This is a genomic window from Streptomyces sp. NPDC025721 (assembly GCF_055558595.1).
The window spans coordinates 130,462-156,255 of sequence record NZ_JBVHMF010000003.1; the positions used below are offsets into that span (position 1 = coordinate 130,462).

Below are 25,794 nucleotides of genomic sequence, written 5' to 3' on the forward strand. Positions count from 1 at the left end.
CGCCCAGTACCGCGATTAGACGGCGTCGCCGTCCGCCCCGTCCCAGGCGTGCGCCCAGGTGTGCTGCACCGTCAGATCCGCCTTGATCTCGGCGAGTTGTACGGCGACGGCGGAAGGCGCCGTGCCGCCGCGTCCGTTGCGGGAGGCCAACGCGCCGGGGACGTCGAGGACATGGCGTACCTCGGGCGTCAGATGCGCGGAGATCTTCGCGAACTGCTCGTCGGTGAGCTGGTCGAGTTCGATGCCCTCGGCCTCGCAGACCTTGACGCACTCCCCCGCGACCTCGTGCGCGACCCGGAAGGGCACGCCCTGCTTGACCAGCCACTCGGCGATGTCGGTGGCGAGCGAGAAACCGGCCGGTGCCAGGGTCTCCATCCGCTCCCGGTGGACGGTGAGCGTGGCCATCATGCCGGTGAACGCCGGGAGCAGCACCTCCAGTTGGTCGCAGGAGTCGAACAGCGGCTCCTTGTCCTCCTGGAGGTCGCGGTTGTACGCGAGCGGCAGCGCCTTGAGCGTGGCCATCAGTCCGGTGAGGTTGCCGATGAGCCGTCCGGACTTGCCGCGCGCCAGCTCCGCGATGTCGGGGTTCTTCTTCTGCGGCATGATCGACGAGCCGGTGGAGAAGGCGTCGTGCAGGGTCACGAAGGAGAATTCCTTCGTGTTCCACAGGATGACCTCTTCGGCGATCCGGGAGAGGTTGACGCCGATCATCGCGGTGACGAAGGCGAATTCGGCGGCGAAGTCGCGGGACGCCGTGCCGTCGATGGAGTTGCCCACCGAGCCGTGCTGGAAGCCGAGTTCCTTGGCGACGGCCTCCGGGTCCAGGCCGAGCGAGGACCCGGCGAGCGCGCCGGACCCGTACGGGGAGACGGCCGTGCGGTCGTCCCACTGCCGCAGCCGCTCCGCGTCCCGTGACAGCGCCTGTACGTGGGCGAGCACGTGGTGCGCGAAGAGCACGGGCTGGGCGTGCTGGAGGTGGGTGCGGCCGGGCATCGCGGTGTCCGGGTGCGCCTCGGCGAGGCCGACCAGCGCGCTCTGGAGGTCGGCGATGAGCCCGCCGATGGTCCGCGCGTGGTCGCGCAGGTACATCCGGAAGAGCGTGGCGACCTGGTCGTTGCGCGAGCGTCCGGCCCGCAGCTTGCCGCCGAGGTCGGCGCCGACCCGCTCCAGCAGGCCGCGTTCCAGCGCGGTGTGCACGTCCTCGTCGGCGATGGTGCCGGCGAAGTCGCCGGAGGCCACGTCCGCTTCGAGCGCGTCGAGTCCGGCGATCATCCGGTCCAGCTCGTCGGCGGTCAGCAGCCCCGCCTTGTGCAGCACCCGGGCGTGCGCGCGGGAGCCCGCGATGTCGTACGGCGCGAGCCGGAAGTCGAAGTGCACGGAGGCGGAGAGCTTGGCGAGCGCCTCGGCGGGGCCGTCGGCGAACCGGCCGCCCCACAGCCGCAGGTTGTCGTCGCCGCCGCCGGAGCCGCCGGTGTTCGTGTCCGTCACTTCGTCAGGTCCCGCTTCGCGGCGATCTTGCTGGACATGCCGAAGATCTCGATGAAGCCCTTGGACAGCGACTGGTCGAAGGTGTCCCCGGTGTCGTACGTCGCCAGGTTGAAGTCGTACAGCGACTCGCCGGACTTCCGGCCGGTGACGACGGCCCGGCCGCCGTGCATGGTCATCCGGATGTCGCCGGAGACGTGCTCGTTGGCCTCGGCGATGAAGCCGTCGAGCGCCCGCTTGAGCGGGGAGAACCACAGGCCGTCGTAGACCAGTTCGCCCCAGCGCTGCTCGACCTGCCGCTTGTACCGGGCCAGTTCGCGCTCGACGGTGACGTTCTCCAGCTCCTGGTGCGCGGTGATCAGCGCGATGGCGCCCGGCGCCTCGTAGATCTCACGGGACTTGATGCCGACCAGCCGGTCCTCGACGATGTCGATCCGGCCGATGCCCTGGGCCCCGGCCCGCACATTGAGCTGCTGGATGGCCTCGAGCACGCTGACCGGCTTGCCGTCGATGGCCACCGGGACGCCCTGCTTGAAGGTGATGACCACCTCGTCGGCCTCGCGCGGCTCGGCCGGATTCTGCGTGTACTCGTACACGTCCTCGATCGGCGCGTTCCAGATGTCCTCCAGGAAGCCGGTCTCGACGGCCCGCCCGAAGACGTTCTGGTCGATGGAGTACGGCGACTTCTTGGTGGTCGCGATCGGGAGGTTCTTCTCCTCGCAGAAGGCGATGGCCTTGTCGCGGGTCATCGCGTAGTCGCGGACCGGCGCGATGCACCTCAGGTCGGGCGCCAGCGAGGAGATGCCCGCCTCGAACCGCACCTGGTCGTTGCCCTTGCCGGTGCAGCCGTGCGCGACGGTGGTGGCGCCGTGCTTGTTGGCGGCGGCCACCAGGTGCTTCACGATGGCCGGCCGCGACAGCGCGGACACCAGCGGATACCGGTCCATGTAGAGGGCGTTGGCCTTGATCGCCGGGAGGCAGTACTCGTCGGCGAACTCGTCCTTGGCGTCCGCGACCTCGGCCTCGACCGCCCCGCAGGCGAGCGCCCGCTTGCGGATGACGTCCAGGTCCTCGCCGCCCTGGCCGACGTCCACCGCGACCGCGATGACTTCGGCGCCGGTCTCCTCGGCGATCCAGCCGATGGCGACGGACGTGTCCAGACCGCCGGAGTAGGCGAGTACGACGCGCTCGGTCACGGGGCTCTCCTTACGATGCATACGCTGACTGGTATAAGTATGCACTCGACCGTATGCTTCGTCAACGCGGCAGGTCAGAGGGGGTGTGAGACCGTATAACCGGCCGGACCGGAGCTATGCCTCGCCCTGGGCGAGACGGAGCAGGTGGTCGGCGAGTTTCTGGCCGCCGGCCGGGTCGCGGCTGATCAGGACGACGGTGTCGTCGCCCGCGATGGTGCCGAGGATGTCGTAGACCTCGGCCTGGTCCATGGCGGAGGCGAGGAACTGGGCGGCGCCGGGCGGGGTGCGGACGACGACGAGGTTGGCGGACGCCTCGGCGGAGATGAGGAGTTCGGCGGCCAGGCGCCGCATGCGCTCTTCCTTGACGGACTCGCCGAGCGGGGCCTGCGGGGTGCGGAAGCCGCCCTCGGAGGGGACGGCGTAGATGAGTTCGCCGTCATTGGTGCGGATCTTGACCGCGCCGAGTTCGTCGAGGTCGCGGCTGAGCGTCGCCTGGGTGACGCTCAGCCCGTCGTCGGCGAGCAGCTTGGCGAGCTGGCTCTGCGACCTGACCGGCTGGCGGCCGAGGATGTCCACGATCCTGCGGTGCCGCGCGGTACGGGTCTGCGGTACGGCCTGGCTGCCGTTGTGCTGCTGCGCCTCGGTCATCGTCGTGTCAACTCCGTCATTCTCCGGCTCCGCTCGCCCCGGAGGCCCGGTGCACCTGGTCGAGGACGCCGGGCAGCGCCTGGAGGAACGCGTCCGTGTCGTCGTCGCCGACGATCAGCGGGGGCGCGAGCCGTACCGTGTCGGGCACGGCGGCGTTGACCAGGAACCCGGCATCCTGAGCCGCCTTCTGGATCTGCGCTGAGAGCGGCTCGGTGAGCACGATACCCAGCAGCAGGCCCGAACCGCGCACATGATCGACCAACGGGTGTCGCAGCGCCTCGACGCCCTGCCGCAGCTTCTCGCCCTGCCGCTTGACGTGGTCGAGCAGGCCGTCGGCCGCGATCGTGTCGAGGACGGCGAGCGCGGCGGCGCAGGCGACCGGATTGCCGCCGAAGGTGGTGCCGTGGGCGCCGGGCGTCATCAGCTCCGCGGCCGGGCCGAAGGCGAGGGCGGCGCCGATCGGCAGGCCCGCGCCGAGGCCCTTGGCCAGGGTCACCACGTCCGGCTCGACACCCTGTGCCTGGCACTCGAACCAGTGGCCGGTCCTGCCGATGCCGGTCTGCACCTCGTCGAGCACCAGCAGCGTGCCGGTGGCCGCGGTGATCTCGCGGGCGGCGGCGAGGTAGCCGGGCGGCGGCACGACCACACCGTTCTCGCCCTGGATCGGCTCGATGATCACCAGCGCGGTGTCGGTGGTGACGGCCGCCCGCAGCGCGTCCGCGTCGCCGTACGGCACGTGCGTGACGTCGCCGGGCAGCGGCTCGAACGCCTCGCGCTTCTTGGGCTGGCCGGTCAGCGCGAGCGAGCCCATCGTGCGGCCGTGGAAGGCGCCGTCGGTGGCGACCATGTGCTGACGCCCCGTCAACCGGCCGATCTTGAAGGCCGCTTCGTTGGCCTCGGCGCCGGAGTTGGCGAAGAAGACCCGGCCGGGGCGGCCGGAGAGCTGGAGCAGCCGCTCGGCGAGCGCGACGGGCGGTTCGGCGACGAAGAGGTTGGACACATGGCCGAGCGAGGAGATCTGCCGGGTCACCGCCTCGACGACCGCGGGGTGCGCGGTGCCGAGGGAGTTGACCGCGATGCCGCCGAGGAAGTCGACGTACTCCTTGCCGTCGGCGTCCCAGAATCTGGCGCCCGCGCCGCGGACCAGCGGGATGCGCGGGGTGCCGTAGTTGTCCATGAGCGAGCCCTGCCAGCGCTGGGTCAGTCCCTCGTTGCCGCTCACCGCGCTTCTCCTTCTCCCTGGTCGGATACGGTGCCCGCGGCCGGTGCGCCGGCCGCGTCGGTGACGTCGTCCGGCACGACCATCGTGCCGATGCCCTCGTCGGTGAAGATCTCCAGCAGGATCGAGTGCTGGACCCGGCCGTCGATGACGCGGGCGGTGTTCACGCCGTTGCGCACGGCGAACAGGCAGCCCCGCATCTTGGGGACCATGCCGCTGGACAGGTCGGGCAGCAGCTTCTCCAGCTCCGTCGCGGTCAGGCGGCTGATGACGTCGTCGCTGTTCGGCCAGTCCTCGTACAGGCCCTCGACGTCGGTGAGGACCATCAGCGTCTCGGCGCCCAGCGCGGCGGCCAGGGCGGCGGCGGCCGTGTCGGCGTTGACGTTGTAGACGTGGTGGTCGTCGGCGGAGCGCGCGATGGAGGAGACGACCGGGATACGGCCATCAGCCAGCAGCGCCTCGATCGCGCCGGTGTCGATGGCGGTGATCTCGCCGACCCGGCCGATGTCGACCAACTCGCCGTCGATACGCGGGCGGTGGCGGGTGGCGGTGATGGTGTGGGCGTCCTCGCCGGTCATGCCGACGGCCAACGGGCCGTGCTGGTTGAGCAGTCCGACCAGCTCGCGCTGGACCTGGCCCGCCAGCACCATCCGGACCACGTCCATCGCCTCGGGCGTGGTCACCCGCAGCCCGGCCTTGAACTCGCTGACCAGGCCGTGCCGGTCGAGCTGCGCGTTGATCTGCGGGCCGCCGCCGTGCACGACGACCGGCTTGAGGCCCGCCTGCCGCAGAAAGACCACGTCCTGCGCGAAGGCGGCCTTCAACTCCTCGTCCACCATGGCGTTTCCGCCGAATTTGATGACGACGACCCTGCCGTTGTGGCGGGTCAGCCACGGCAGCGCCTCGATGAGGATCTGGGCCTTGGGCAGCGCCGTGTGCTTGCGCGCGGTGGGCCGGCCCTCCGGCTTCGCGGCTCCGGGGTTCCCATCGTCGGTCATGAGCTGTACGCGCTGTTCTCGTGGACGTAGTCGGCGGTGAGGTCGTTCGCCCAGATCACCGCGGACTCCGTACCGGCCGCGAGGTCCGCCGTGACGACCACCTCGCGGAACCGCATGTCGACCAGGTCGCGGTCCTCGCCGACCGAGCCGTTCCTGCACACCCACACGCCGTTGATGGCGACATTGAGCCGGTCGGGCTCGAAGGCGGCCGAGGTCGTGCCGATCGCGGACAGCACACGGCCCCAGTTGGGGTCCTCGCCGTGGATCGCGCACTTGAGGAGGTTGTTACGGGCGATGGAGCGGCCCACCTCGACGGCGTCGTCCTCGGAGGCCGCGTTGACGACCTCGATCCTGATGTCCTTCGAGGCGCCCTCGGCGTCGCCGATGAGCTGGCGGGCGAGGTCGCCGCAGACCGCGCGGACCGCCTCGGCGAACTCCTCGTGCTCCGGGGCGATTCCGGACGCCCCCGAGGCCAGCAGCAGCACGGTGTCGTTGGTCGACATGCAGCCGTCGGAGTCGATCCGGTCGAAGGTCAGCCGGGTGGCGGCGCGCAGCGCCGTGTCCAGGGCGGGGGCTTCCACGTCGGCGTCCGTGGTGAGGACGACCAGCATGGTGGCCAGGCCCGGCGCGAGCATGCCCGCGCCCTTGGCCATGCCGCCGACGGTCCAGCCCGCGCCGCCCGCGACGGCCGTCTTGTGCACGGTGTCGGTGGTCTTGATGGCGATGGCGGCCTTCTCGCCGCCGTACTCGGACAGTTCGGCCGCGGCCTTCTCGACTCCCGGCAGCAGCTTGTCCATCGGGAGCGGCAGACCGATCAGGCCGGTCGAGGCGACCGCGATCTCGCCCGCGCCGTGGTCGTCGGCGCCGAGGACCTCGGCGACCTTCTCCGCGGTCGCGTGCGTGTCCTGGAAGCCCTGCGGGCCCGTACAGGCGTTGGCGCCACCGGAGTTGAGGACCACGGCGGCGACCGCGCCGCCCTTGACGACCTGCTCCGACCAGAGCACCGGCGCGGCCTTCACGCGGTTGGAGGTGAAGACGCCCGCGGCGGCGCGGCGCGGTCCGGTGTTGACCACGAGGGCCAGGTCCGGGTTGCCGTTCTCCTTGATCCCGGCGGCGATCCCCGCCGCCGTGAATCCCTTGGCTGCCGTGACACTCACTGCTTCTCCTCGTTCCCTTCTCCGCCCGCTCGGCACGAACCCGCGCCGATCGTCGTTGCCTGCCGCCCGGCGGCCTCGCGTGCGTCGGTCACCGGTTCTCCTCGTTCCCTTCTCCGCCCGCCCGGCACGAACCCGCGCCGCGCGTCACGGTGCGACTCCGATGGTGGAGAGTCCTGTCGCCTCGGGGAGTCCCAGGGCGATGTTCATGCTCTGCACCGCGCCGCCGGCGGTGCCCTTGGTCAGGTTGTCGATGGCGCTGATCGCGATCAGGCGGTGGGTGCTCTCGTCGTACGCGATCTGGATCTGGACGGCGTTCGAGCCGTAGACGGCGGCGGTCGCGGGCCACTGCCCCTCGGGGAGCAGGTGCACGAACGGCTCGTCGGCGAGGGCCTTCTCGTACGCCGCCCGCAGGTCGTGGCCGGTGACGCCGGGGCGGGCCTTGGCGCTGCACGTGGCGAGGATGCCGCGCGGCATGGGGGCGAGGGTGGGCGTGAAGGACACACTGACCCGCTCGCCGGCCGCCGCGCTGAGGTTCTGGATCATCTCCGGCGTGTGCCGGTGGCCGCCGCCGACTCCGTACGGGCTCATCGAGCCCATCACCTCGGAGCCGAGCAGATGCGGCTTGGCCGCCTTGCCCGCGCCCGAGGTGCCGGAGGCCGCGGTGATGACGGCCTCCGGCTCGACCAGCGCGGCGGCGTACGCGGGGAACAGCGCGAGCGAGACCGCCGTCGGGTAGCAGCCGGGCACCGCGACGCGCTTGGACCCCTCCAACGCGGCGCGGGCGCCCGGCAGTTCAGGCAGCCCGTACGGCCAGGTCCCGGCGTGCGGGCTGCCGTAGAACTTCTCCCAGTCGGCGGCGTCGGCCAGCCGGAAGTCGGCGCCCATGTCGACGATCAGCACCTCGTCGCCGAGCTGCGCCGCGACCGCGGCGGACTGGCCGTGCGGCAGCGCGAGGAAGACCACGTCGTGTCCCGCCAGCACCTCCGCCGTGGTCGGCTCCAGCACCCGTCCGGCCAGCGGCAGCAGGTGCGGCTGAAGCGCGCCGAGCCGCTGCCCGGCGTTGGAGTTCCCGGTCACCGCCCCGATCTCGACCTCGGGGTGCCCCGCGAGCAGGCGCAGCACCTCCCCGCCCGCGTACCCGCTGCCCCCGGCCACCGCTGCCCGCACCACCATCGAACCCTCCTCGTCGATGGCATGACTATACGTTTCAACGCAGTATTATGCAAAGGTCCCGTCGCCTCGCCTACCGGCACTGCCCCCGTTGCTAGGCTGCGCGCATGCCGAACCTGGGGCCCGTCGTCTGGCCGCCCGAGCCGATCAGGACCGCGAGGCTCGTACTGCGCGGGTCCGAGGCGCGTGACCGGGCGGCGTTCATCGAGCTGCTGGCGTCGCCGGAGGTGCATACCTACCTCGGCGGCCCCCGGCCGCGTGCCGAGCTGGAGCGCGAGCTGCCCGAGGTGCCCGAGCGGTGGCCGGGAAGCTTCGTCGTGGAGCTGGACGGCGCGATGATCGGCCAGCTCCTGCTCAGGCGAGCGGCGGAGAGCCACCGCCCGGCCGCCCGGGGGAAGGCCGATCTCGGCTATCTGTTCCTGCCGCGGGCGTGGGGCCTCGGGTACGCCGCCGAGGCGTGCGCGGCGGCGCTCGACTGGTTCGACGGCGTCCTGCCCGGCGAGCCGGTGATCCTGGCCACCCAGAGCGCCAACCTCGCCTCGATGCGCCTCGCGGCCAAGCTCGGGTTCACCGAGGTGGAGCGGTTCCACGCCTGGGACGCCGAGCAGTGGCTGGGCCTGCGCCCGCCGCTCCCGGCATCCGCGTAGGACCGAGGGCCCCGGTCGCAGCGGCCGAGCCGTACGTCGGCGCGGCCCTCGGCGGAGTCAGAGGGCGCGCAGGGCGGGCAGGAGCGTCTTCTGCGACCAGTCGAGGAAGGGCTCCTGGTGGTCGCCGCCGATCTGGATCAGGGCGATCTCGGTGAAGCCCGCCTCGATGTAGGACGCGACCGCTTCGGCGAACACGTCGGGGTCGCTGCCGCAGGGAATGGCCTCGGCGATGTCCTCGGGGCGCACGTGCTCGTTGGCTCCGGCGAAGGCCGCCGGATTCGGCAGTTCCGCATTCACCGGCCAGGGCCCCACGGACCAGCGGAACTGCTCGTGGGCCCGGGCGACGGCGGCGTCGGTGTCCGGGTCGTAGCAGACCGGGAGCTGGCCGACCCTCGGCTTTCCCGTACCGCCGTGCGCGTCGAAGGCGTCGAGCAGTTCGCTCTTCGGCTCCGTGGCGATCACCAGATCGGCCAGCCGGCCCGCGAGCGAGCAGGAGCGCTCGCCCGAGACCGCGATGCCGAGGGGCGGCGGGGTGTCCGGGAGGTCCCACAGCTTGGCGTTGTCCACCTCGAAGTGGGCGCCCCGGTGGTTCACGACATCGCCCGCGAGCAGGGCGCGGATGATCCCGACCGCCTCTTCCAGCATCTCGACCCTGGTCCGCGCGGAGGGCCACCCACCGCCGACCACGTGCTCGTTGAGCTGCTCACCCGAGCCCAGCCCGAGCCGGAAGCGCCCCTCGGACAGCAACTGCATCGTCGCGGCCTTCTGCGCGATCACCGCCGGGTGGTACCGCTTGGTCGGGCAGGTCACGTAGGTCATGAGCGGGATGCGGTACGTGGCCTGGGCCGCGGCTCCCAGCACGCTCCAGGCGTACGGGGAGTGCCCCTGGGAATCGAGCCAGGGGAAGTAGTGGTCCGAGGTCACGGAGAAGTCGAATCCGGCCCGCTCGGCGCCGACCACATGGTCCACGAGCGCGCGAGGGCCCGCCTGCTCCGTCATCATCGTGTATCCGAATTGCACCATGCGAGGCGTTTAGCCGATCTTCGCGGCCGGGAAACCTCCCGCTCGGCTGAGGGGGCGGTGCGGGGGTAGGCGTAACAGACGGGCAGAGGGGAAACCGGTCCCCCGGTCAGGACACGTCGCGATCGCACACGGGCAGGTGGCTTCAGGATGACAAGCGGGACCGGCGGCAGTGCCGCACCCGGCAGGGACGAGACACCGGAGCAGCGCGCCGACCGGCAGTGGGGCGAGCTGCTCCAGGAACTGCGGGTCGTCCAGACCGGTGTGCAGATCCTCTTCGGCTTCCTGCTGACGGTCCCGTTCCAGCAGCGCTTCGCGCACCTGTCCGACGGCGAGCGCACGCTGTACATCGTGACGGTGATGCTGGGCGCGGCGACGACGGGCGCCCTGGTGGGGCCCGTCTCGCTGCACCGGATGCTGACGGGACAGCGGCTGAAGCCCGAGACGGTCGCGTGGGCGTCGCGTCTGACCGTGGTGGGTCTCGTCCTGCTCGTGTGCACCATGGCCACGGCCTTGCTCCTCGTCCTGCGTGTCGCCGGTGGCGCGACGGTCGCGATCCCGATAGTGGCGGGAATGGTCGTATGGTTCGGCCTCGCCTGGCTCGTCCTCCCCGCGGTGGCGCGACACCGCGCCCTGTCGGCGGACGGGTCCGACTGACCTCGACGTTCCCGCAGGGGAGCAGGACACGGAAAGAAGCGAGACATGACAGAGTCAGAGCCCACCGGCAGTGAGACGCGGCGCGCCGACGGAGCGGTGCTGTTCGACGTGGACGGCACCCTGATGGACACTGTCTATCTGCACACCGTCGCCTGGTGGGAGGCCCTGAGCCAGCACGGCCACCGGGTCGGCACGGCCCGGATCCACCGGCTGATCGGGATGGGCAGTGACCATTTGCTGGACGCGCTGCTCGGCGAGGACCGCGACCACGGCGAGGACGACACGATCAGCGCCGCTCACGACACCCTCTACGCCCAGTACTGGTCCCGGCTGGTGCCGCTGCCCGGGGCCTCCGACCTGCTCAGGGCCTGCGCGGCGCGCGGCTGGCAGGTCGTGCTCGCCTCGTCGGCGAAGGGCGAGGAGGCCGACGTGATGCTCCGCGCCCTCGACGCCGATGAGGCGATCACCGCCGTGACCACCTCCGACGACGTGTCCTCCAGCAAACCCGCCCCCGACCTCGTACGGCAGGCGCTGGAGAAGGCGGGTGTCCCGGCCGGGCGCGCGGTCTTCGTCGGCGACGCCGCCTGGGACGCGCAAGCGGCCTCCAAGGCGGGCGTGCGCTGCCTCGGCGTGCTCACCGGCGGCTGGACGCGCCAGGAACTGAGCGAAGCGGGAGCCGAAACCGTCTACGAATCCGTCGCGGACCTGCTCACCCACCTGGACGACAGCGTCCTCGCCACGCCACCCCGATGACCGGCCGCCGGGCCGGCGTACGCGTGGCGTCACGACGTTGTCGCGGAAAGTTTCCCGCTCTCGGGCCCCCGGTCACACGTGTCAATCATGTGACGCGGGTACGCGGACAGTAGGGAATTGTCACTTCTGTGGGTGATTGTTCCGTTTCGACCGCTCCCGAAAGGAACGACGACATGAAAGCGCTGGTCTACAACGGCCCTTACGACGTCTCCGTCGAGGATGCGCCGGACGCGCGGATCGAGCAGCCCAACGACGCGCTGGTCCGGATCACCACCACCAACATCTGCGGCTCCGACCTGCACATGTACGAGGGCCGCACGACCGTCGAGCGGGGCAAGATCCTCGGCCACGAGAACATGGGCATCGTCGAGGACACCGGGCCCGCGGTGACCCGGATCAAGCCCGGCGACCGGGTGTCGGTGCCGTTCAACATCGCCTGCGGAAGCTGTCGCAACTGCGTGAACGGCTGGACCGCCTTCTGTCAGCGCGTCAACCCCACCGAGGGCATGGACGGCGCCGCGTACGGCTACGCCAACATGGGCCCGTACGACGGCGGCCAGGCCGAACTGCTCCGCGTGCCGTACGCCGACTTCAACCTGCTCGAACTGCCCGCGGGTGACGAGCACGAGGCCAAGTTCACGATGCTCTCCGACATCTTCCCCACCGGCTGGCACGGCACCGAACTCGCCGGCCAGCGCGCCGGGGACAGCGTCGCCGTCTTCGGCGCGGGACCCGTCGGACTGCTCGCCGCGCACAGCGCCCTGATCCGCGGCGCGTCCCAGGTCTTCGTCGTCGACCGGCAGGCCGACCGCCTCGCCCTGGCCGAGTCCATCGGCGCCACCCCCGTCGACTTCTCCGAGGCCGACCCCGTGGAGCAGATCCTGGACGCCACCGACGGGCGCGGCACGGACTGCGGCGTCGAAGCCGTCGGCTACCAGGCGCACGACCCGTCCGGCCAGGAGCACCCGGAACTCGTCCTGGACAACCTGGTCAAGGCCGTCCGTACCACCGGCGGCATCGGTGTGGTCGGCGTCTACATGCCCGAGGACCCGGAAGCCGCCGAGGAGGGCGCCAAGCACGGCCGGATCGCCTTCGACTACGGCACCTTCTTCACCAAGGGTCAGCACATGGGCACCGGCCAGTGCCCCGTCCTGCGCTACAACCGCGCCCTGCGCGATCTGATCGTCACCGGCCGGGCCGACCCGTCCTTCCTGGTCTCCCACGAACTCCCGCTGGACGAAGCCCCCGACGCCTACCGGCACTTCGACAAGCGCGACGACGGCTGGACGAAGGTCCTGCTCCACCCCTGACGCAAGGCGGCGAAGGCGGCCCGACGCGACCATGGGCCGGGGATGACCGGAGCTTGACCCGGCGGCCAGCATGGAGGGATCGGGGCGGGCAAGGAGCCCGACGTGATGAGAACCGGTGCCGTGGCCCTGACCCTGCTCGTGGCCGTCGCGGCGGCGGTCGCCGCCGTGGCGGTCGGCCCCTGGTGGTGGACGGCCGCCACCGTCCTGGCCCTGCTGGGGCTGCTCGGCCTCTACGACCTGACGCAGCGCCGCCACTCGGTGCTGCGCAACTACCCGGTGATCGGCCATGCCCGCTACCTGCTGGAGAAGATCCGCCCGGAGCTCCAGCAGTACTTCGTCGAGCGGAATTTCGACGGCCGCCCCTTCGACCGCGACACCCGCAGCATCGTCTACGAACGCGCCAAGGGCACCGCGGCCGAGGAGCCGTACGGCACCGAACTCGACGTCTACCGCTCGGGCCACGAGTTCCTGGTGCCGTCGATGGCGCCGCGGCCCGTACCGGACGATCCGCCGCGGGTGCGGATCGGCGGTCCCGACTGCGCCAAGCCGTACGACATGGCGCTGCTGAACGTGTCGGCGATGAGTTTCGGCTCGCTGTCGGCCCAGGCGGTCCTGGCGCTCAACAAGGGCGCGGCGGACGGTGGTTTCGCGCACGACACCGGTGAAGGGGGCCTGTCGGAGTACCACCTGCGGCACGGCGGCGACCTGGTCTGGGAGATCGGCACCGGCTACTTCGGCTGCCGCACCGACGACGGCGACTTCGACGCCGGGGAGTTCGCCGACAAGGCCGCCCACGACAGTGTCAAGTGCGTGTCGCTGAAGCTGTCCCAGGGCGCCAAGCCCGGTATCGGCGGCGTCCTGCCAGGGGCCAAGGTCAACGCCGAGATCGCCCGGGTGCGGGACGTCCCGCAGGGCGAGACCGTCGTGTCCCCGCCGTACCACCGGGTCTTCGACACGCCCCGTGAGCTGATCCGGTTCATCGCCCGGATGCGGGAGCTGTCGGGGGGCAAGCCCGCGGGCTTCAAGCTGTGCGTCGGTTCGCGCCGCCAGTTCCTGGCCGTCTGCAAGGCGATGGTCGAGGAGGGCACCGCGCCGGACTTCATCATCGTGGACGGCGCCGAGGGCGGTACCGGCGCGGCGCCGCTGGAATTCGCCGACCACGTCGGCACCCCGCTCACCGAGGGCCTGACCACCGTGCACAACGCGCTGGTCGGCGCCGGTCTGCGGGACCGGGTCAGGATCGGCGCGAGCGGCAAGATCGCCACCGGCAGCGACCTCGTCAAGCGCATGGTCCAGGGCGCGGACTACGGCAACGCCGCCCGCGCCATGATGTTCGCCGTCGGGTGCATCCAGGCGCAGCGCTGCCACACCAACACCTGCCCCGTCGGCGTCACGACCCAGGACCCGCGGCGGGCCCGCGCGCTGGACGTCGGCGACAAGTCCGTCCGGGTGCGCAGGCTCCAGGAGTCCACCGTCGCCAGCGCTCTTCAGATCATGGCGTCGATGGGCGTCACCGATCCGTCGCAGCTCCGCCCGCACATGCTGCGCCAGCGTGTCGACCCCTACACCGTCCGCTCCTATGACGAACTGTACGAGTGGCTGGCTCCCGGACAGCTGCTCGCCGAACCGCCCGCCTCGTGGGCCGCCGACTGGGCCGCCGCCGACCCCGACCGCTTCACCGTCTGAGCCGTACCGCTGTGCGCACCGGCTGCCCCGCGCACCGCGCCGCACCCCGAAGCGCGCACCGCCACACCGCCACACCGCCCCACCGCCACACCGTCTGAGCTGGAGGAATCATGGCCCGTACCGTTGCCCGCGTCATCGTGGACGCCCTGGCCGAACTGAACGTACGCCAGGTCTTCGGCGTCGTCGGCGACGCCCTCAACCCCCTGACCGACGCGATCCGCACCACCGAGGGCGTGGAGTGGGTGGGCTGTCGGCACGAGGAGGCGGCGGCCTTCGCCGCGAGCGCGCAGTCCCAGCTCACCGGCGGCCTCGGCGTCTGCATGGGCACGGTCGGCCCCGGCTCGGTGCATCTGCTCAACGGCCTGTACGACGCGGCCAAGAGCCACACCCCGGTGCTGGCCATCGCCGGTCAAGTGCCGCTGTCCGAGCTGGGCAGCGACTACTTCCAGGAAGTCGACAACGACGCGCTCTTCAGCGATGTGGCGGTCTTCCGGGCCACCGTCACCTCGCCGGAGCAGATGCCGCTGCTGCTGGAGACCGCGGTCCGCACCGCCCTGGGACGCAAGGGCGTCGCCGTGCTGTCGGTCCCCGGCGACATCGGGGAGAAGGAACTGTCCACGGACCGGCCGGCCCGTTTCTCGCTCACCACGCCGAGCACCCGGCCGGACGAGGACGCCGTCCGCGCCGCCGCCGATCTGCTGGACCGGGCCGAGCGCGTCACCCTGCTGGTCGGCCGCGGCGCCCGGGGCGCCCGCGACCAGGTCATGGCCCTCGCCGACCGGCTGGCGGCGCCGATGGTGCTCACGTTGAAGGCCAAGGAGGGCTTCGAGGGCGACAACCCGTTCCAGGTCGGACAGACCGGTCTGATCGGCAACCCCGCGGCGGCCTCCGCACTCCAGGACGCCGACACCCTTCTGCTGCTGGGCACCGACTTCCCTTACCGCGACTGGTATCCCGAGGGCCGCACCGTGGTCCAGGTCGACACCGAGCCCACCCACATCGGCCGCCGCGTCCCGGTCGAGATCGGCCTCGTCGGCGAGGTCGGTGCGACCGTACGGGACCTGCTGGTCCGGTTGGACGCCGCACCGTCCGCGTCGGCGAAGGCCCGTGACCGCAAGCACCTGGACCAGGCCGTGGAGCGCTTCGCGTCCTGGCGGGAGGGGCAGGCCCGGCTGGCGGCCCCCGACCACGACAAGGGACTGATCGGCCGCGTCCGCTCCGCCCTGGACAACCGCGAGCACGGCATCCGTCCCGAGGCGCTCGCGGCGGCGGTCGACCGCCACGCCGCCGACGACGCGGTGTTCACCTCCGACACGGGCATGGCCACCGTGTGGCTGTCGCGTTTCGTGGAGATGCGCGGCGACCGCCGCCTCCTGGGCTCGTACAACCTCGGCTCGATGGCCAACGCCATGCCGCACGCGCTGGGCGCGCAGATGCTGGACCGGGGCAGGCAGGTCGTGGCGTTCTGCGGCGACGGCGGCCTGAGCATGCTGCTCGGCGACCTCATGACGCTCAAGACGTACGACCTGCCGGTCACCCTCGTCGTCTTCGACAACCGCCGGCTGGGCATGGTCAAACTGGAGCAGGAGCAGTCGGGGCTGCCGGAGTTCGGCACCGTCCTGGACAACCCCGACTTCGCGGCGGTCGCAAACGCCTTGGGCCTGACGGGTATCCGGGTCACCGACCCCGACGAGTTGGACGACGCCGTCCGCACCGCGCTGGCCGCGCCGGGCCCGGTGCTCCTGGACGTCCTCACCAACCCGGACGAGATCGCCGTTCCCGCCAAGCCCACCGTCGAGCAGGGCTGGGGCTTCGCCGTCGCCAAGATGAAGGAGATCGTCCGGAGCTCCGGCGACAACTCGCACTGAGGGCACCGGCGTTGCGCGGTCGGGGTCGTCGGGGCATCGAGGCATCGAGCCGTCAGACCGTCGAACCGTGTGCCGTAAGCGCCGTCGTGCCCTCGTGCCGTCGTCCCAAGTAGCCTCCCGCGTGAGATCTTTGAGGTGTCGCCCGGCCGACTCCGGCCGGCCGACGTGGAGATGGGGGAACATGATCGCTCTGGTACTGATCGGCGTGCTGGTGGTCGTCGTCGGCGGGTGCGCGTGCGTGGTGTGGGCGAGTCGCGGCGGGCCCCGCTGGGTGCGCGCGGTGGCGTCGGTGACCCTCGCAGCCGGTGAACTGGTGCGCGGCTCCGAGCGCAACCGGCGACAGCGGGAGCGCCGACGCCTGAACCGGTCCGGCAGCGGCAGCGACTGACGGCGGTCGCCGCTGGGTTGGCGGCGTCACCTCACCGCCGCACCGGCCTTGGAGCAGCGCATGTCGTCGTTGGACGAGCTTGAAGCTGTTCTGAGCGCGGCGCGGTCAGGACTTGGTGGCGTGGAGGATCACGAATTTGGGGTCGGAGGCGACGATGTCGCAGGTGCCGAAGAGGCGGCGCAGGCGGAGGTGGTAGCCGAGGTGGCGGTTGCCGATCACCCAGAGTTCGCCGCCGGGGCGCAGGACGGTACGGGCGGCGGTGAACATCCGGCGGGCCGTGATGTCGGTGGTGGCCTGGTGGGAGTGGAAGGGCGGGTTGAGGAGGACGAGGTCGGCGCTCTCGGCCGGGACCCCGGTCAGGCCGTCGGCGACCAGGAACTCCGCCTTGGTCGCGGGGTCGGCGTTGGCGCGGAAGGTGGCCTCGGCCGAGGCGACCGCCTGGTGCGACTCGTCGGCGAACAGCACGGCGGACTCGGGGTTGGCGAGCGCGGCGGCCGTCCCGACGACGCCGTTGCCGCAGCCAAGGTCGACCACGCGGTCCGGGCCGTGCCGGACGGGGAGGTGCTGGAGCAGGAAGCGGGTGCCGATGTCGAGCCGTTCCGCGCAGAAGATGCCCGCGTGGTTGGTCACCGTACGGCCGGAGACCGCGCCGATGCCGTCCGGCAGCGCGTAGGTGATCGGCCAGGGGCTGGCGGTACGGGTCCGGCCCGCGGCCGGGGCGCAGAAGATCAGCCGCGCCTTCTTCTCGGCCAGTGACGTACGCGTCGGTCCGAGGATCCGCTCGAAGAGGTTGAGCGTCGAGGTGTGGATCTCGGTGGTCATGCCGGTGCCGACCACGACGGTGCCCTCGTGCACGGCGGGCGCGAGGCGGTGGAGCTGGTCCTCCAGCAGCGCGAGGCTCTTGGGGACCCTGATCAGCAGGACGTCCACGCGGTCCGGCGGGGTGTCGCGGGTGGACAGCAGCCGGACGCCGTCGGCCTCCTCCGGCGCGTTGCGCAGCAGATTCGCGCGGGTCGCCTCCTGGGCCAGGAAGGAGTCCGAGATCTGGGTGGGGCGGTGCGCGGCCAGCGCGGTGGTCAGCGCGCCCCAGCGGTCACCGACCACGACGACGGTCCCCGACAGGTCCACGGACCCGGCCGCCGTACGCCCGCCGGCCGCGCCGTCCGCCTGCGCGGCGGGACGGGAACCGGCGCGGGCGTCGCCCGGCGGATCGGCCCGCTGACCGGTGCGGGTGTCGCCTCGCGCGTCGGCCCGCGGGTCCGCCCGAGCGTCGGCTCTCGTGTCGGCTCGGGTGTCCGCGAGATGCCGGAGCGCGTACGCGTCGGCGGCGTCCCAGGCCCGCAGTTGGTCGCGCGGGTCCTGCGGGAAGCGAGTGAGGTCGAGGTCACCCCAGGGCGTCGTGAATCGGATCATGGTGCTCACAGGCTAACCGCTACGCCACCACTGAGCGGTCGGCCGGTGGCCGTGAGGCGTCGGACGGGGGTCGGGCCACCCCCTCGGGACCCCCTCCAGGCCCCCCTCGGAGCCGCTTCCGCGGGGGTTTGACCGAGGTGGCGGGGCACGGCTCCTTCACCGCCGCGGGCCGGGCGCTGGGCTCCACGCGGGCAAGGAGCGGGACCCGGAGGCATGTCCAGCCCCCGGGCCCCTCGAAGTGCCGCCCCGTGCACACACCGGCGCACTTGAGGCCGCGGGTCAATCTGATGTCGACTCGTTCTACCGTTGAACTACCGGCCCGTGAAAGAGGACCAGACAGGATTCGAACCTGCACCTGACGACCTTGCCCGCGGCCGATCGATCCGGTGATCGGCGGCGACTGCTGAGTCTGGAGCGAGAGTCTGAGATTGATCGCGGTCTGCCTCTGCCATTTGGGCTACCCCCGCGAGTGGTGCGGGGCGAGGGACTCGAACCCCCACTGGAACCGCGTCGTTCACGACGAACTTCAGCTTCAGCTTTGCGCTCCTGGCGCACCCTCCGCGCTCCGGCGGAGGGGATCTAGGGGGGTCACTGCGCGAACAGGAACCCGAACACGGCCTCGCCGACGCGCCGGTCGGTGACCTCCGTGCCGTTGGCCTCCTCGCGGGCGAACTTCACCGCCTGCTGCAACTTCTCGACCCGGTCCAGCAGTTCGTTCACCCGGCGGGCGGGGAGCGCGCCGGAGAACTTCACCGTGGTCCAGTAACCGACCGCCACGTCCTCGTAGTACACCTCGACCTGGGCCGGGTGCTTCTCGGTGGCCTCGGCCTTCACGTGGTTGCGCGGGACCTTCTTGGTGCGGATCGTCCGTACCGGCTCGGTCTTCCAGGCGTCCGTGGAGGCGTCCAGATTCCAGCCCTCGGCCGCGTCCAGCACCGGCAGCTTGCGCACGAAGGTGTTGAGGTCGGTGAGCTGCTTCTCCAGGAAGAGCAGATACGACACGGGCACGTCGCTGACGACGGTGCGGCCGTCGACCGTGACATCGGCGCGCGCCTCGCAGTTGGCCCAGTCCTTGGTGGCGGTCACGTCGAAGAGCCGGGTGAGCGCCGCGGCGGTGTCCCGCAGCACATTCTCGGCCTTGACCTGCACCCGGGTGGACTCGGGCGGCAATTGCTCGCCCTCCTCGTCCTTCGGCTGATAGCTCCGCGAGATCCCGGAAAGCAACGCGGGCTTCTGCACGTCGTGATGAGCGGTCGTCAGTTCCTGCTGCGCCTTGGACTTGACGCCCTTCTCGACCGCGATGATCTGATTGAGTTTCGCCACACACAGACCGTAACAGCGCGCCGACCACGCGTTCGACCGGTTTTCGCGGCGCCGGGCTTCGAATGTCCCGCCCGGCCGCCGACTCCGGAACCCCACGCCTCACTTCCGCCGCGACCCGACGCCGACTCCCCCGCAGGTAACCGCACATTATGGACGAAGTCCCGTTGAGAGCTTGGTCGTTACCGGCGCGCACGCCTCGGGCGTCTGGTACTGTCACGACCGCCAGTCAGCCATAGGTCGGTCTTCAACGACGGATCTGACTGATGACACGGGGTAGGAATCAGAGCTCGGCGCAGTGCTTCCCGGGGATCCACGGGCCGAGCGATGTGAATTCGCAATAGATTTTTGAGTGTCGTTGCCGCGATCGACCGCGCCCGAATACGGGGGTGCGCCGTCCGATCGCGACAACGTCTATTGGTCGCTGCCGGCTGGAGGTTCAGCCGTGGGCGAGATTGAGATCGGGGGCGATCTTGCGAAGGCCGAATCATTTCACCGAGCTTGTGCTGCGTCATGCCGCTGAACTGCCGGACAAGGACGCGTACTTCTTCCTGCCCGGCAGCACGCCGGGCACCGAGGCGCAGCGGCTGACCTACGCGGCGCTGGACGCCGAGGCCAAGCGGATCGCCTCCTGGTTACAGGAGCACGGCGCCGTCGCAGGACAAGTGCTCCTGCTCTACCCCTCGGGCCTGGACTTCGTCGCGGCCTTCGTCGGCTGCCTCTACGCGGGTTCGGTCGCGGTGCCGGCGCCGCTTCCCGGCGACCAGGGCAACCAGGCCGCCCGGCTCACCGGCATCGTGCGCGACGCCGAGGTCCGCGCGGTGCTCACCGACTGCGCCAACGAACCCGCCGTCAGCGCCTGGCTGCGCGAGTCGGGCGTGACCGGCGTCGCCGTCCTGGCCAGTGACGACCCCGCCCAGGGCGACGCACGCGCGTGGACCAGTCCTCAACTCACCGCTGATTCGTTGGCGTTCCTCCAGTACACCTCCGGCTCCACCAGCGAGCCCAAGGGTGTGATGGTCTCCCACGGGAACCTGATGGCCAATCAACTCGCCATCCAGCACGTCCTCGGCACCCACCAGGACAGCCGCATGGGGTGCTGGCTGCCCGCGTACCACGACATGGGCCTGATCGGGCACATACTCCACTCGCTGTACGTCGGCGGCTCGACCGCGCTGATGTCCCCGGTCTCCTTCCTCATGCGGCCGGTGCGCTGGTTGCAGATGATCAGCGAGTACGGCGTCGCCGTGAGCGGCAGCCCCAACTTCGGCTACGACCTGTGCCTGCGCCGGGTCACCGACGAGCAGTTGGCCACCTTGGACCTGAGCAAGTGGCACCACGCCTCCAACGGGGCCGAGCCGATCAGGGCGGAGACGGTGCGCGCGTTCACCGAGCGCTTCGCGCCCGCGGGCTTCCGGCCCGAGTCCGTCAGCCCCTGCTACGGCATGGCCGAGACCACACTGCTGATCTCCGGCGTGCGGGCGGACCAGAACCCCGTCTTCCGTACCGTGGACGCGGCGGCCCTGGAGCAGGGGCGGCTGCGCGACGCACCGCGGGGCGGCGGCACCCGCGACCTGGTCGGCAGCGGCGTGGTCGACCCGGCCGACTTCAGTGTGAAGATCGTCGATCCGGACGAGCGCTGCGAGCAGCCCGAGGGCGGCGTCGGCGAGATCTGGGTCAAGGGCGCCAGCGTGTCCTCCGGGTACTGGAAGCGTCCCGACACCAACGCCGAGATCTTCGACGCCGCGATCGTGTCGGCGGCGGGCTCGGACCCGGGCTGGCTGCGCACCGGCGACCTCGGCGTCCTGGACGCGGGGCAGCTCTACGTGACCGGCCGCCTGAAGGAAATGATCCTGATCAACGGGCGGAACATCTACCCGCACGACGTCGAGCGCGAGGTGCAGTCCCTGCACCCGGCCTTCCGCGGCGGCGCCGGAGCGGCGTTCTCGGTGGACGACGGCGAGGAACACCTCGTGCTGGTGCAGGAGTTCCGCCGCGGCGCCGCGCAGGACCCGGCGGAGCTGTGCGCCGAGGTACGCGCCCACGTCCGCCGCGAATTCCAGGCCAGTTGCAGTGTGCTCCTGGTCCGCCCTGCCACGGTGCGCAAGACCACCAGCGGCAAGATCCAGCGCACTTTGATGCGGTCGCTGCTGCTGGAGGACCGGCTGGGCGCGGTCCACCAGGATCTCGACAAACAGGTGGCCAACCTCGTGGCCGGGCCACTGGTCACCTCGGCGGGCTGAGCCGTGGACCACACACCTCACCGCCTCGCCGAGCGGCTGGAATGGGATCTCGGCGATCCGAGGGAGCCGGGCACGCTCTTCAGCCATGCCCGCAGCCTGGAGCTGGACGAGCGCGAGGAGTTCCCCGCCGCGCTCTGCGACCTGCTGGACGGACTCGGCCTGCACGAGTTCTACGTCCCCGCCGCCCACGGCGGCCGGCTGACGGACTACGAGCAGTTGGTGCAGCTCATGCGGACGGTGGCGCGCCGCGACCTGACGGTGGCGATCGCGCACGGCAAGACGTATCTGGGCGCGGTGTGCGTCTGGGTGAACGGCTCGGCGGAGCAGTCCCGTCGGCTCGGTGCGGCCATCGCCTCCCGGCTGCCGGTCGCTCTCGCGCTGACCGAGCGCGCCCACGGCAGTGACCTGCTGGCGGGCGAGGTCGTCGCGGAGCCGTCCACCGGGACGTCGGCCGCCGGTACCGCATCCACCGCGACACCGGCCGCCGGTACCGCGCCCACCGGGACCGCATCCACCGGGACACCGGCCGCCGGTACCGCGTCCACCGGTTCGCCCACCGGGACGCCTGCCGCGGACTATCTGCTCAGCGGCGAGAAGTGGCTGATCAACAACGCCACGCGCGGCGCCCTGCTGTCCATGCTCTGCCGTACCGATCCGGCGGGCGGCCCCCGTGGCTACTCCGTCCTGCTGGTGGACAAGCGCGACATGCCCGCCGACGCCTACCGGCACCTGGACAAGGTGCGTACGCACGGCATCCGCGGCGCGGACATCTCCGGGATCGCCTTCGACCGGGCCCGGGTCCCCGCCGACGCCGTGGTCGGCGAGGTGGGGGGCGGCCTGGAGACGGTGCTCAAGGCGCTTCAGCTGACGCGCACCATGTGCGCGGCGCTCTCCCTGGGCGCCGCCGACCACGCGCTCGCGCTCGGTCTCGACTTCGCCGCCGAACGCGGCCTGTACGGCCGGTCGTTGATCGAACTGCCGCAGGCGCGCAGGACCCTGGCGGAGAGCGCCGCCGACGTGCTGGCCGACGAGGCGCTGACGCTGGTCGTGGCCCGCGCGGTGCAGACCCTCCCGGCGGAGCTCTCGGTCGTCTCGGCGGTCACCAAGTACCTGGTGCCGACCCGTACCGAGGCGGTCGTCACCGCGCTGACCCGGCTGCTCGGCGCCCGCGCCTTCCTCAAGGACGTCTACGCGGGCGGCCGGTTCCAGAAGGTGGACAGGGACCACCGGATCGTCGGCCTCTTCGACGGCAACACCCTGGTCAACCTCAACTCGCTGATCAGCCAGTTCCGTTTGCTGGTGCGGGCCCACGAGCGCGGTACCGGGGACGTGCCGGGAGCGGTCACCGCCTTCCGCCTGTCCGCGCCGCTGCCCGCCGTCGCCGTCGACCGGCTCTCGCTGATCGCCCGCCACGGCAGCGGTGTCCTGGCCGCGCTGCCCGACTGCGTCGAGGAGTTGCGCGGCCTCGCCGCGCGCGATCGCGCGGTCGAGCCCGCCCTGCGCGCCGCGCGGCGGCTGCTGACCGTCGTGGACGAGGTGCACGCGGAGATGGCCGGGTTCCAGGACGCGCGGGCCGAGACGCCGCCAGCGGCCTTCGAGGCCGCCCGCCGCTTCGCGCTGTGCTTCGCCGCGGCGGCCTGCGTCGGCCTGTGGACGCACAGCCACGTCGAGGCGGAGACGGGCGCGACGGCGCCCCTGTGGCGGGACGCCCTGTGGCTGCGGGCCGCCCTCGCCCGGCTGCTCACCGCGCTCGGCGTGCCCGACGCGGCGGACCCCGAGGCGCTGGACGACGTGCTCGACGCGGCGGACGCCCTGCACGCGCGGGGACGGCTGGTCTCGCTGCTGCCGCTGTCGCTGCGCCCGGACGGCCCCGCGCGGGAGGCCGACCGGACCGCCGCGACCGGCCACGCGCCGACACCGGCACCCCCTTCGGCGGCGGCAGTGGGGAGCGCGACATGACGGACGGTCAGGAAGCGCGCGTGGCGGCCCGGGTCGCCGAACTCAACGCCGCCTTCGGCGATCCCGCCGACCCGGCCAACCCGGTCGGCAACGCAAGGCTGTTGGAGGCCGACGAGGCCGGTGAGCTGTCCGCGGACGGCGAGAAGCTGCTGGACGCGTTCGGCCTCAACGCCGAGTTCGTGCCCACGGCGCTCGGCGGCCGGCTGGAGCGGATCGACTCGCTGGCACGCGTCCTGCGCGAGGTGTTCCGGCGGGACGTGGCGCTCGGACTCGGCTACGGCGTCACGTCGTTCATGGCCGCGGTCAACGTGTGGACCGAGGGCGACGCACGGCAGCGGGCCCGGCTGGCGGAGATCCTGCTGGGCGGCGGCCGGGTCTCCGTGGCGTACCACGAACTCGCGCACGGCAACGACTTCCTGCGCAACGAGTTCGAGGCGCGGGTGCGGCCCGACGGCTCGTTCGTCCTGCACGGCGCCAAGCAGGTCATCAACAACGCCGAACGGGCCCAGGCATGGCTGCTGTTCAGCCGCACCGACCCGGCACCGGGGCCGCGCAGCCACTCGGTGCTGATGGTCGAGCGCGCCGAGGTGGCGCCCGAGCGGCTGACCGTACTGCCCCGCTACGGCACCGTCGGCGTACGCGGCTGCCTGCTGTCCGGCCTGGACTTCGACCGGGCACCGGTCCCGGAGCACGCGCTCGTCGGGCAGTTGGGGCACGGCGCCGACGTGGCACTGCGCTCCTTCCAGCTCACCCGCAGCGCGCTGCCGGGAATGGCGCTGGGCGCGGCGGACACGGCGCTGCGCACGGTGGTGTCCTTCGCGCGGGGACGGCACCTCTACAAGCGGACGGTGGCCGAGATACCGCAGGCGCGGGCCACGCTCGGCGGCGCGTTCCTGGACCTGCTCATCAGCGACTGCCTCTGCCTGGTCGGAACCCGCGCCGTGCACCTGCTGCCGGACGAGGCGAGCGTCTACGCCTCGGCGGTGAAGTATCTGGTGCCGACACTGCTGGGCGAGGCCGTCCACGATCTCTCGGTCGTGCTGGGCGCCCGGTTCTACCTGCGCGACGGGGAGTTCGGCGTCTTCCAGAAGCACCTGAGGGACCTGCCGGTGCTCAGCCTGGGCCACGCGGGCGCGGCAGCGTGCCAGGCGACGATCATCCCGCAGTTGCCGCGCCTGGCCCGCCGCTCCTGGTTCAGGACGGAACCTGCCCCCGACGCCCTGTTCGACCCCCGCGCCGATCTGCCGGGGATTCCGTTCGACCGGCTCGCCCTGACCGGCGACCGGGACGGCCTGAGCGCGTCGCTGGTCGCCGCCGCGGACACGGCGCCGGACGGCACCCCGCACGAGGCGGCCGTGCGCGCGCTGGCGCTGCACCTCACCGACGAACTGCGCCTGATCCAGGCGGAGAGCCTCGCGCTCGCGCCGCTGGACCGTACGGCGCTGGCCTCGCCCGCGAGTTTCGCGCTGTCGGACCGCTACGCGGTGGTGCTGGCGGGTGCCGCGGTGCTCGGCGTGTGGCGCCGGGCACGGGCGCGGGGCGGGGATTCCTTCCTCGCCGACCCGGCGTGGGCCGCCGCGGCCCTGGACCGCCTCGTCCGGCGACTGGGCCGCCGTCCCGCCGAGCTGCCCCCCGACTGCGCCGGGCGGGTGTGGGAGGAGTTGCTGCGCCGCCACACCGAGCGCCGCGGTTTCGATCTCTACGACACCGCCCTGGCCGGTTGACGGCGCCCGCCGCCCCGTACCAAGAACCCCTACTCGGATCTGGAGGAACCCGTGACCGACACGACTACCGGCAGTTCGGCGCCCCGCCCCGACAGCACACCGCGGCCGCACACGGCCGAGTCGCTGGCCGGGTGGCTGGTCGGCCACGTCGCCGCCTACACCCGGCTGTCCGCCGACGAGATCGATCCGACGGCGCCGCTGACCGACTACGGCCTCGACTCCGTGGCGGCGCTCAGCCTCTGCGGTGACATCGAGGACGAGTTCGACCTGGTCGTCGAGCCCACGGTGGCGTGGGACCACAGGACCGTGGACGCGCTCGTGGCGTACCTGCTCGACGCACTCGGGCCGCGGTCGGAACCGGCCTGACGGAACACACCGGCCGCCGCCCACGCGAACCCGGCGGTCGACCTTCCGCCCGGACCCGGCGGCCGTCCGCCCGCACCAGCCGTCGTCCGCCCGCACACCAGCCGTCATCCGCTCGAACCCCCGCCTTCCGACCGCCGGACGCTCCGGCCCGGAGGGTCCCCCCTCCCCCGCAGATGCCGACCGAACCAAAGGAAAAACGAGAATGCACCTCAGCCCCAGCCCGTCGTGGCCGCAGATCGTGCTCGCGGTACTGCTGGCCTCCGATGTCCTGATGTCGCTGCGCCCGCCGAAGTTCATCCAGGTCTGCCTCGACGGAGTCAACCTGCCGCGGGACTGGTGGTGGGTGCTGATCGTCGTCAAGACCCTCGCCATCGTGGGCCTGTTGGTGGGCATCAAGCACGACGGCATCGGCTTCGCCGCGAACGTCGGCGTGATCGTCTACTTCCTGTGCGCGTCGTTCGCGCACATCCGGGCGCGCTTCCTGAAGCAGGAGTTCTGGGTCAACTGCCTCGGGTTCCTGGCCATCGCCGTCGCCGCCTTCATCGTCTCGTTCGCGGTCTGAGGAGG

Annotated in this window: 22 protein-coding genes; 12 read left to right on the forward strand and 10 right to left on the reverse strand. The window is 71.6% G+C overall.

Annotated elements, in window-relative coordinates:
- Nucleotides 1-15 precede the first annotated feature (15 nt).
- The 7 genes from argH to argC form a co-directional block, all read right to left on the reverse strand.
- On the reverse strand, nucleotides 16-1,488 hold the full coding sequence (argH, locus tag ACZ4EF_RS06995) for an argininosuccinate lyase (protein WP_401855026.1): 1,473 nt from the start codon (nucleotides 1,486-1,488) through the stop codon (nucleotides 16-18).
- On the reverse strand, nucleotides 1,485-2,681 hold the full coding sequence (locus ACZ4EF_RS07000) for an argininosuccinate synthase (RefSeq protein ID WP_355332643.1): 1,197 nt from the start codon (nucleotides 2,679-2,681) through the stop codon (nucleotides 1,485-1,487). Before ACZ4EF_RS07000 ends, argH begins: the two co-directional genes overlap by 4 nt.
- Nucleotides 2,682-2,795: 114 nt before the next feature.
- Nucleotides 2,796-3,329 (reverse strand): arginine repressor, encoded by a 534-nt coding sequence (locus ACZ4EF_RS07005; protein WP_188280110.1) that lies wholly within the window; start codon nucleotides 3,327-3,329, stop codon nucleotides 2,796-2,798.
- 16 nt (nucleotides 3,330-3,345) lie between these two features.
- Nucleotides 3,346-4,551, reverse strand: a complete 1,206-nt coding sequence (locus ACZ4EF_RS07010; RefSeq protein WP_391046505.1) for an acetylornithine transaminase — start codon at nucleotides 4,549-4,551, stop codon at nucleotides 3,346-3,348.
- Entirely contained in the window at nucleotides 4,548-5,546 is a 999-nt protein-coding gene (gene argB / locus ACZ4EF_RS07015; protein ID WP_391046502.1) for an acetylglutamate kinase, read from the reverse strand. Before argB ends, ACZ4EF_RS07010 begins: the two co-directional genes overlap by 4 nt.
- The gene (argJ, locus tag ACZ4EF_RS07020; protein ID WP_391046501.1) at nucleotides 5,543-6,703 is read right to left on the reverse strand and encodes a bifunctional glutamate N-acetyltransferase/amino-acid acetyltransferase ArgJ; all 1,161 of its coding nucleotides are present in this window, start codon (nucleotides 6,701-6,703) and stop codon (nucleotides 5,543-5,545) included. The genes argB and argJ overlap by 4 nt, the downstream gene beginning before the upstream one ends.
- Nucleotides 6,704-6,847: 144 nt before the next feature.
- A complete protein-coding gene (argC, locus tag ACZ4EF_RS07025; protein WP_467503174.1) occupies nucleotides 6,848-7,876 on the reverse strand; it encodes an N-acetyl-gamma-glutamyl-phosphate reductase in 1,029 nt (342 codons plus the stop codon).
- Nucleotides 7,877-7,980: 104 nt separating this feature from the next.
- On the opposite strand from argC, the gene ACZ4EF_RS07030 reads away from it, so the two are divergent.
- Nucleotides 7,981-8,520 (forward strand): GNAT family N-acetyltransferase, encoded by a 540-nt coding sequence (locus tag ACZ4EF_RS07030; RefSeq protein WP_467503176.1) that lies wholly within the window; start codon nucleotides 7,981-7,983, stop codon nucleotides 8,518-8,520.
- Nucleotides 8,521-8,577: 57 nt separating this feature from the next.
- On the opposite strand, the gene ACZ4EF_RS07035 is transcribed toward ACZ4EF_RS07030, so the two are convergent.
- Complete coding sequence (locus ACZ4EF_RS07035) at nucleotides 8,578-9,543, reverse strand: LLM class F420-dependent oxidoreductase (protein ID WP_401721391.1); 966 nt, start codon at nucleotides 9,541-9,543, stop codon at nucleotides 8,578-8,580.
- Between the two features lie 147 nt (nucleotides 9,544-9,690).
- Between ACZ4EF_RS07035 and ACZ4EF_RS07040 the strand changes: the two genes are divergently transcribed.
- The 6 genes from ACZ4EF_RS07040 to ACZ4EF_RS07065 all read left to right on the forward strand — a co-directional run bounded on the left by ACZ4EF_RS07040 (nucleotide 9,691) and on the right by ACZ4EF_RS07065 (nucleotide 16,202).
- A complete protein-coding gene (locus tag ACZ4EF_RS07040; RefSeq protein ID WP_355332664.1) occupies nucleotides 9,691-10,197 on the forward strand; it encodes a DUF6328 family protein in 507 nt (168 codons plus the stop codon).
- Nucleotides 10,198-10,242: 45 nt separating this feature from the next.
- On the forward strand, nucleotides 10,243-10,950 hold the full coding sequence (locus ACZ4EF_RS07045) for an HAD family hydrolase (protein ID WP_401306996.1): 708 nt from the start codon (nucleotides 10,243-10,245) through the stop codon (nucleotides 10,948-10,950).
- A gap of 173 nt (nucleotides 10,951-11,123) precedes the next feature.
- A complete protein-coding gene (locus ACZ4EF_RS07050) occupies nucleotides 11,124-12,260 on the forward strand; it encodes a glutathione-independent formaldehyde dehydrogenase (RefSeq protein WP_355332670.1) in 1,137 nt (378 codons plus the stop codon).
- Nucleotides 12,261-12,365: 105 nt separating this feature from the next.
- Nucleotides 12,366-13,946: an FMN-binding glutamate synthase family protein gene (locus tag ACZ4EF_RS07055; protein WP_467503180.1), complete on the forward strand. Its 1,581-nt coding sequence runs from the start codon at nucleotides 12,366-12,368 to the stop codon at nucleotides 13,944-13,946.
- A 110-nt stretch (nucleotides 13,947-14,056) separates the two neighbouring features.
- Complete coding sequence (locus ACZ4EF_RS07060; RefSeq protein ID WP_467503182.1) at nucleotides 14,057-15,814, forward strand: thiamine pyrophosphate-dependent enzyme; 1,758 nt, start codon at nucleotides 14,057-14,059, stop codon at nucleotides 15,812-15,814.
- 181 nt (nucleotides 15,815-15,995) lie between these two features.
- The gene (locus ACZ4EF_RS07065) at nucleotides 15,996-16,202 is read left to right on the forward strand and encodes a hypothetical protein (RefSeq protein WP_391046484.1); all 207 of its coding nucleotides are present in this window, start codon (nucleotides 15,996-15,998) and stop codon (nucleotides 16,200-16,202) included.
- A 105-nt stretch (nucleotides 16,203-16,307) separates the two neighbouring features.
- Here ACZ4EF_RS07065 and ACZ4EF_RS07070 read toward each other — a convergent pair whose 3' ends face one another.
- Nucleotides 16,308-17,615 (reverse strand): methyltransferase, encoded by a 1,308-nt coding sequence (locus ACZ4EF_RS07070; protein ID WP_467503184.1) that lies wholly within the window; start codon nucleotides 17,613-17,615, stop codon nucleotides 16,308-16,310.
- Between the two features lie 588 nt (nucleotides 17,616-18,203).
- Complete coding sequence (locus ACZ4EF_RS07075) at nucleotides 18,204-18,938, reverse strand: DUF7873 family protein (RefSeq protein ID WP_467503185.1); 735 nt, start codon at nucleotides 18,936-18,938, stop codon at nucleotides 18,204-18,206.
- 500 nt (nucleotides 18,939-19,438) lie between these two features.
- Here ACZ4EF_RS07075 and ACZ4EF_RS07080 point away from each other — a divergent pair, with 500 nt between their 5' ends.
- From ACZ4EF_RS07080 to ACZ4EF_RS07100, 5 genes are all read left to right on the forward strand, one after another.
- Nucleotides 19,439-21,178 carry a fatty acyl-AMP ligase gene (locus tag ACZ4EF_RS07080; RefSeq protein WP_467503186.1) on the forward strand — a complete coding sequence of 580 codons (1,740 nt, stop codon included), beginning with the start codon at nucleotides 19,439-19,441 and terminating at the stop codon, nucleotides 21,176-21,178.
- 3 nt (nucleotides 21,179-21,181) lie between these two features.
- Nucleotides 21,182-23,137 (forward strand): acyl-CoA dehydrogenase family protein, encoded by a 1,956-nt coding sequence (locus ACZ4EF_RS07085; protein ID WP_467503187.1) that lies wholly within the window; start codon nucleotides 21,182-21,184, stop codon nucleotides 23,135-23,137.
- The gene (locus ACZ4EF_RS07090; protein ID WP_467503189.1) at nucleotides 23,134-24,861 is read left to right on the forward strand and encodes an acyl-CoA dehydrogenase; all 1,728 of its coding nucleotides are present in this window, start codon (nucleotides 23,134-23,136) and stop codon (nucleotides 24,859-24,861) included. The genes ACZ4EF_RS07085 and ACZ4EF_RS07090 overlap by 4 nt, the downstream gene beginning before the upstream one ends.
- Nucleotides 24,862-24,912: 51 nt before the next feature.
- Nucleotides 24,913-25,227: an acyl carrier protein gene (locus ACZ4EF_RS07095; protein WP_188280097.1), complete on the forward strand. Its 315-nt coding sequence runs from the start codon at nucleotides 24,913-24,915 to the stop codon at nucleotides 25,225-25,227.
- A 202-nt stretch (nucleotides 25,228-25,429) separates the two neighbouring features.
- Nucleotides 25,430-25,789 (forward strand): DoxX family protein, encoded by a 360-nt coding sequence (locus ACZ4EF_RS07100; RefSeq protein ID WP_188280096.1) that lies wholly within the window; start codon nucleotides 25,430-25,432, stop codon nucleotides 25,787-25,789.
- Nucleotides 25,790-25,794: the final 5 nt, after the last annotated feature.

Coding starts and splice junctions, on each gene's coding strand:
- ACZ4EF_RS07005 (WP_188280110.1), bottom strand. CDS start 3,329: ATGACCGAGGCGCAGCAGCACAACGGCAGCCAGGCCGTACCGCAGACC.
- argB (WP_391046502.1), bottom strand. CDS start 5,546: ATGACCGACGATGGGAACCCCGGAGCCGCGAAGCCGGAGGGCCGGCCC.
- argC (WP_467503174.1), bottom strand. CDS start 7,876: ATGGTGGTGCGGGCAGCGGTGGCCGGGGGCAGCGGGTACGCGGGCGGG.
- ACZ4EF_RS07030 (WP_467503176.1), top strand. CDS start 7,981: ATGCCGAACCTGGGGCCCGTCGTCTGGCCGCCCGAGCCGATCAGGACC.
- ACZ4EF_RS07035 (WP_401721391.1), bottom strand. CDS start 9,543: ATGGTGCAATTCGGATACACGATGATGACGGAGCAGGCGGGCCCTCGC.
- ACZ4EF_RS07040 (WP_355332664.1), top strand. CDS start 9,691: ATGACAAGCGGGACCGGCGGCAGTGCCGCACCCGGCAGGGACGAGACA.
- ACZ4EF_RS07045 (WP_401306996.1), top strand. CDS start 10,243: ATGACAGAGTCAGAGCCCACCGGCAGTGAGACGCGGCGCGCCGACGGA.
- ACZ4EF_RS07050 (WP_355332670.1), top strand. CDS start 11,124: ATGAAAGCGCTGGTCTACAACGGCCCTTACGACGTCTCCGTCGAGGAT.
- ACZ4EF_RS07055 (WP_467503180.1), top strand. CDS start 12,366: ATGAGAACCGGTGCCGTGGCCCTGACCCTGCTCGTGGCCGTCGCGGCG.
- ACZ4EF_RS07060 (WP_467503182.1), top strand. CDS start 14,057: ATGGCCCGTACCGTTGCCCGCGTCATCGTGGACGCCCTGGCCGAACTG.
- ACZ4EF_RS07065 (WP_391046484.1), top strand. CDS start 15,996: ATGATCGCTCTGGTACTGATCGGCGTGCTGGTGGTCGTCGTCGGCGGG.
- ACZ4EF_RS07070 (WP_467503184.1), bottom strand. CDS start 17,615: ATGATCCGATTCACGACGCCCTGGGGTGACCTCGACCTCACTCGCTTC.
- ACZ4EF_RS07090 (WP_467503189.1), top strand. CDS start 23,134: ATGACGGACGGTCAGGAAGCGCGCGTGGCGGCCCGGGTCGCCGAACTC.
- ACZ4EF_RS07100 (WP_188280096.1), top strand. CDS start 25,430: ATGCACCTCAGCCCCAGCCCGTCGTGGCCGCAGATCGTGCTCGCGGTA.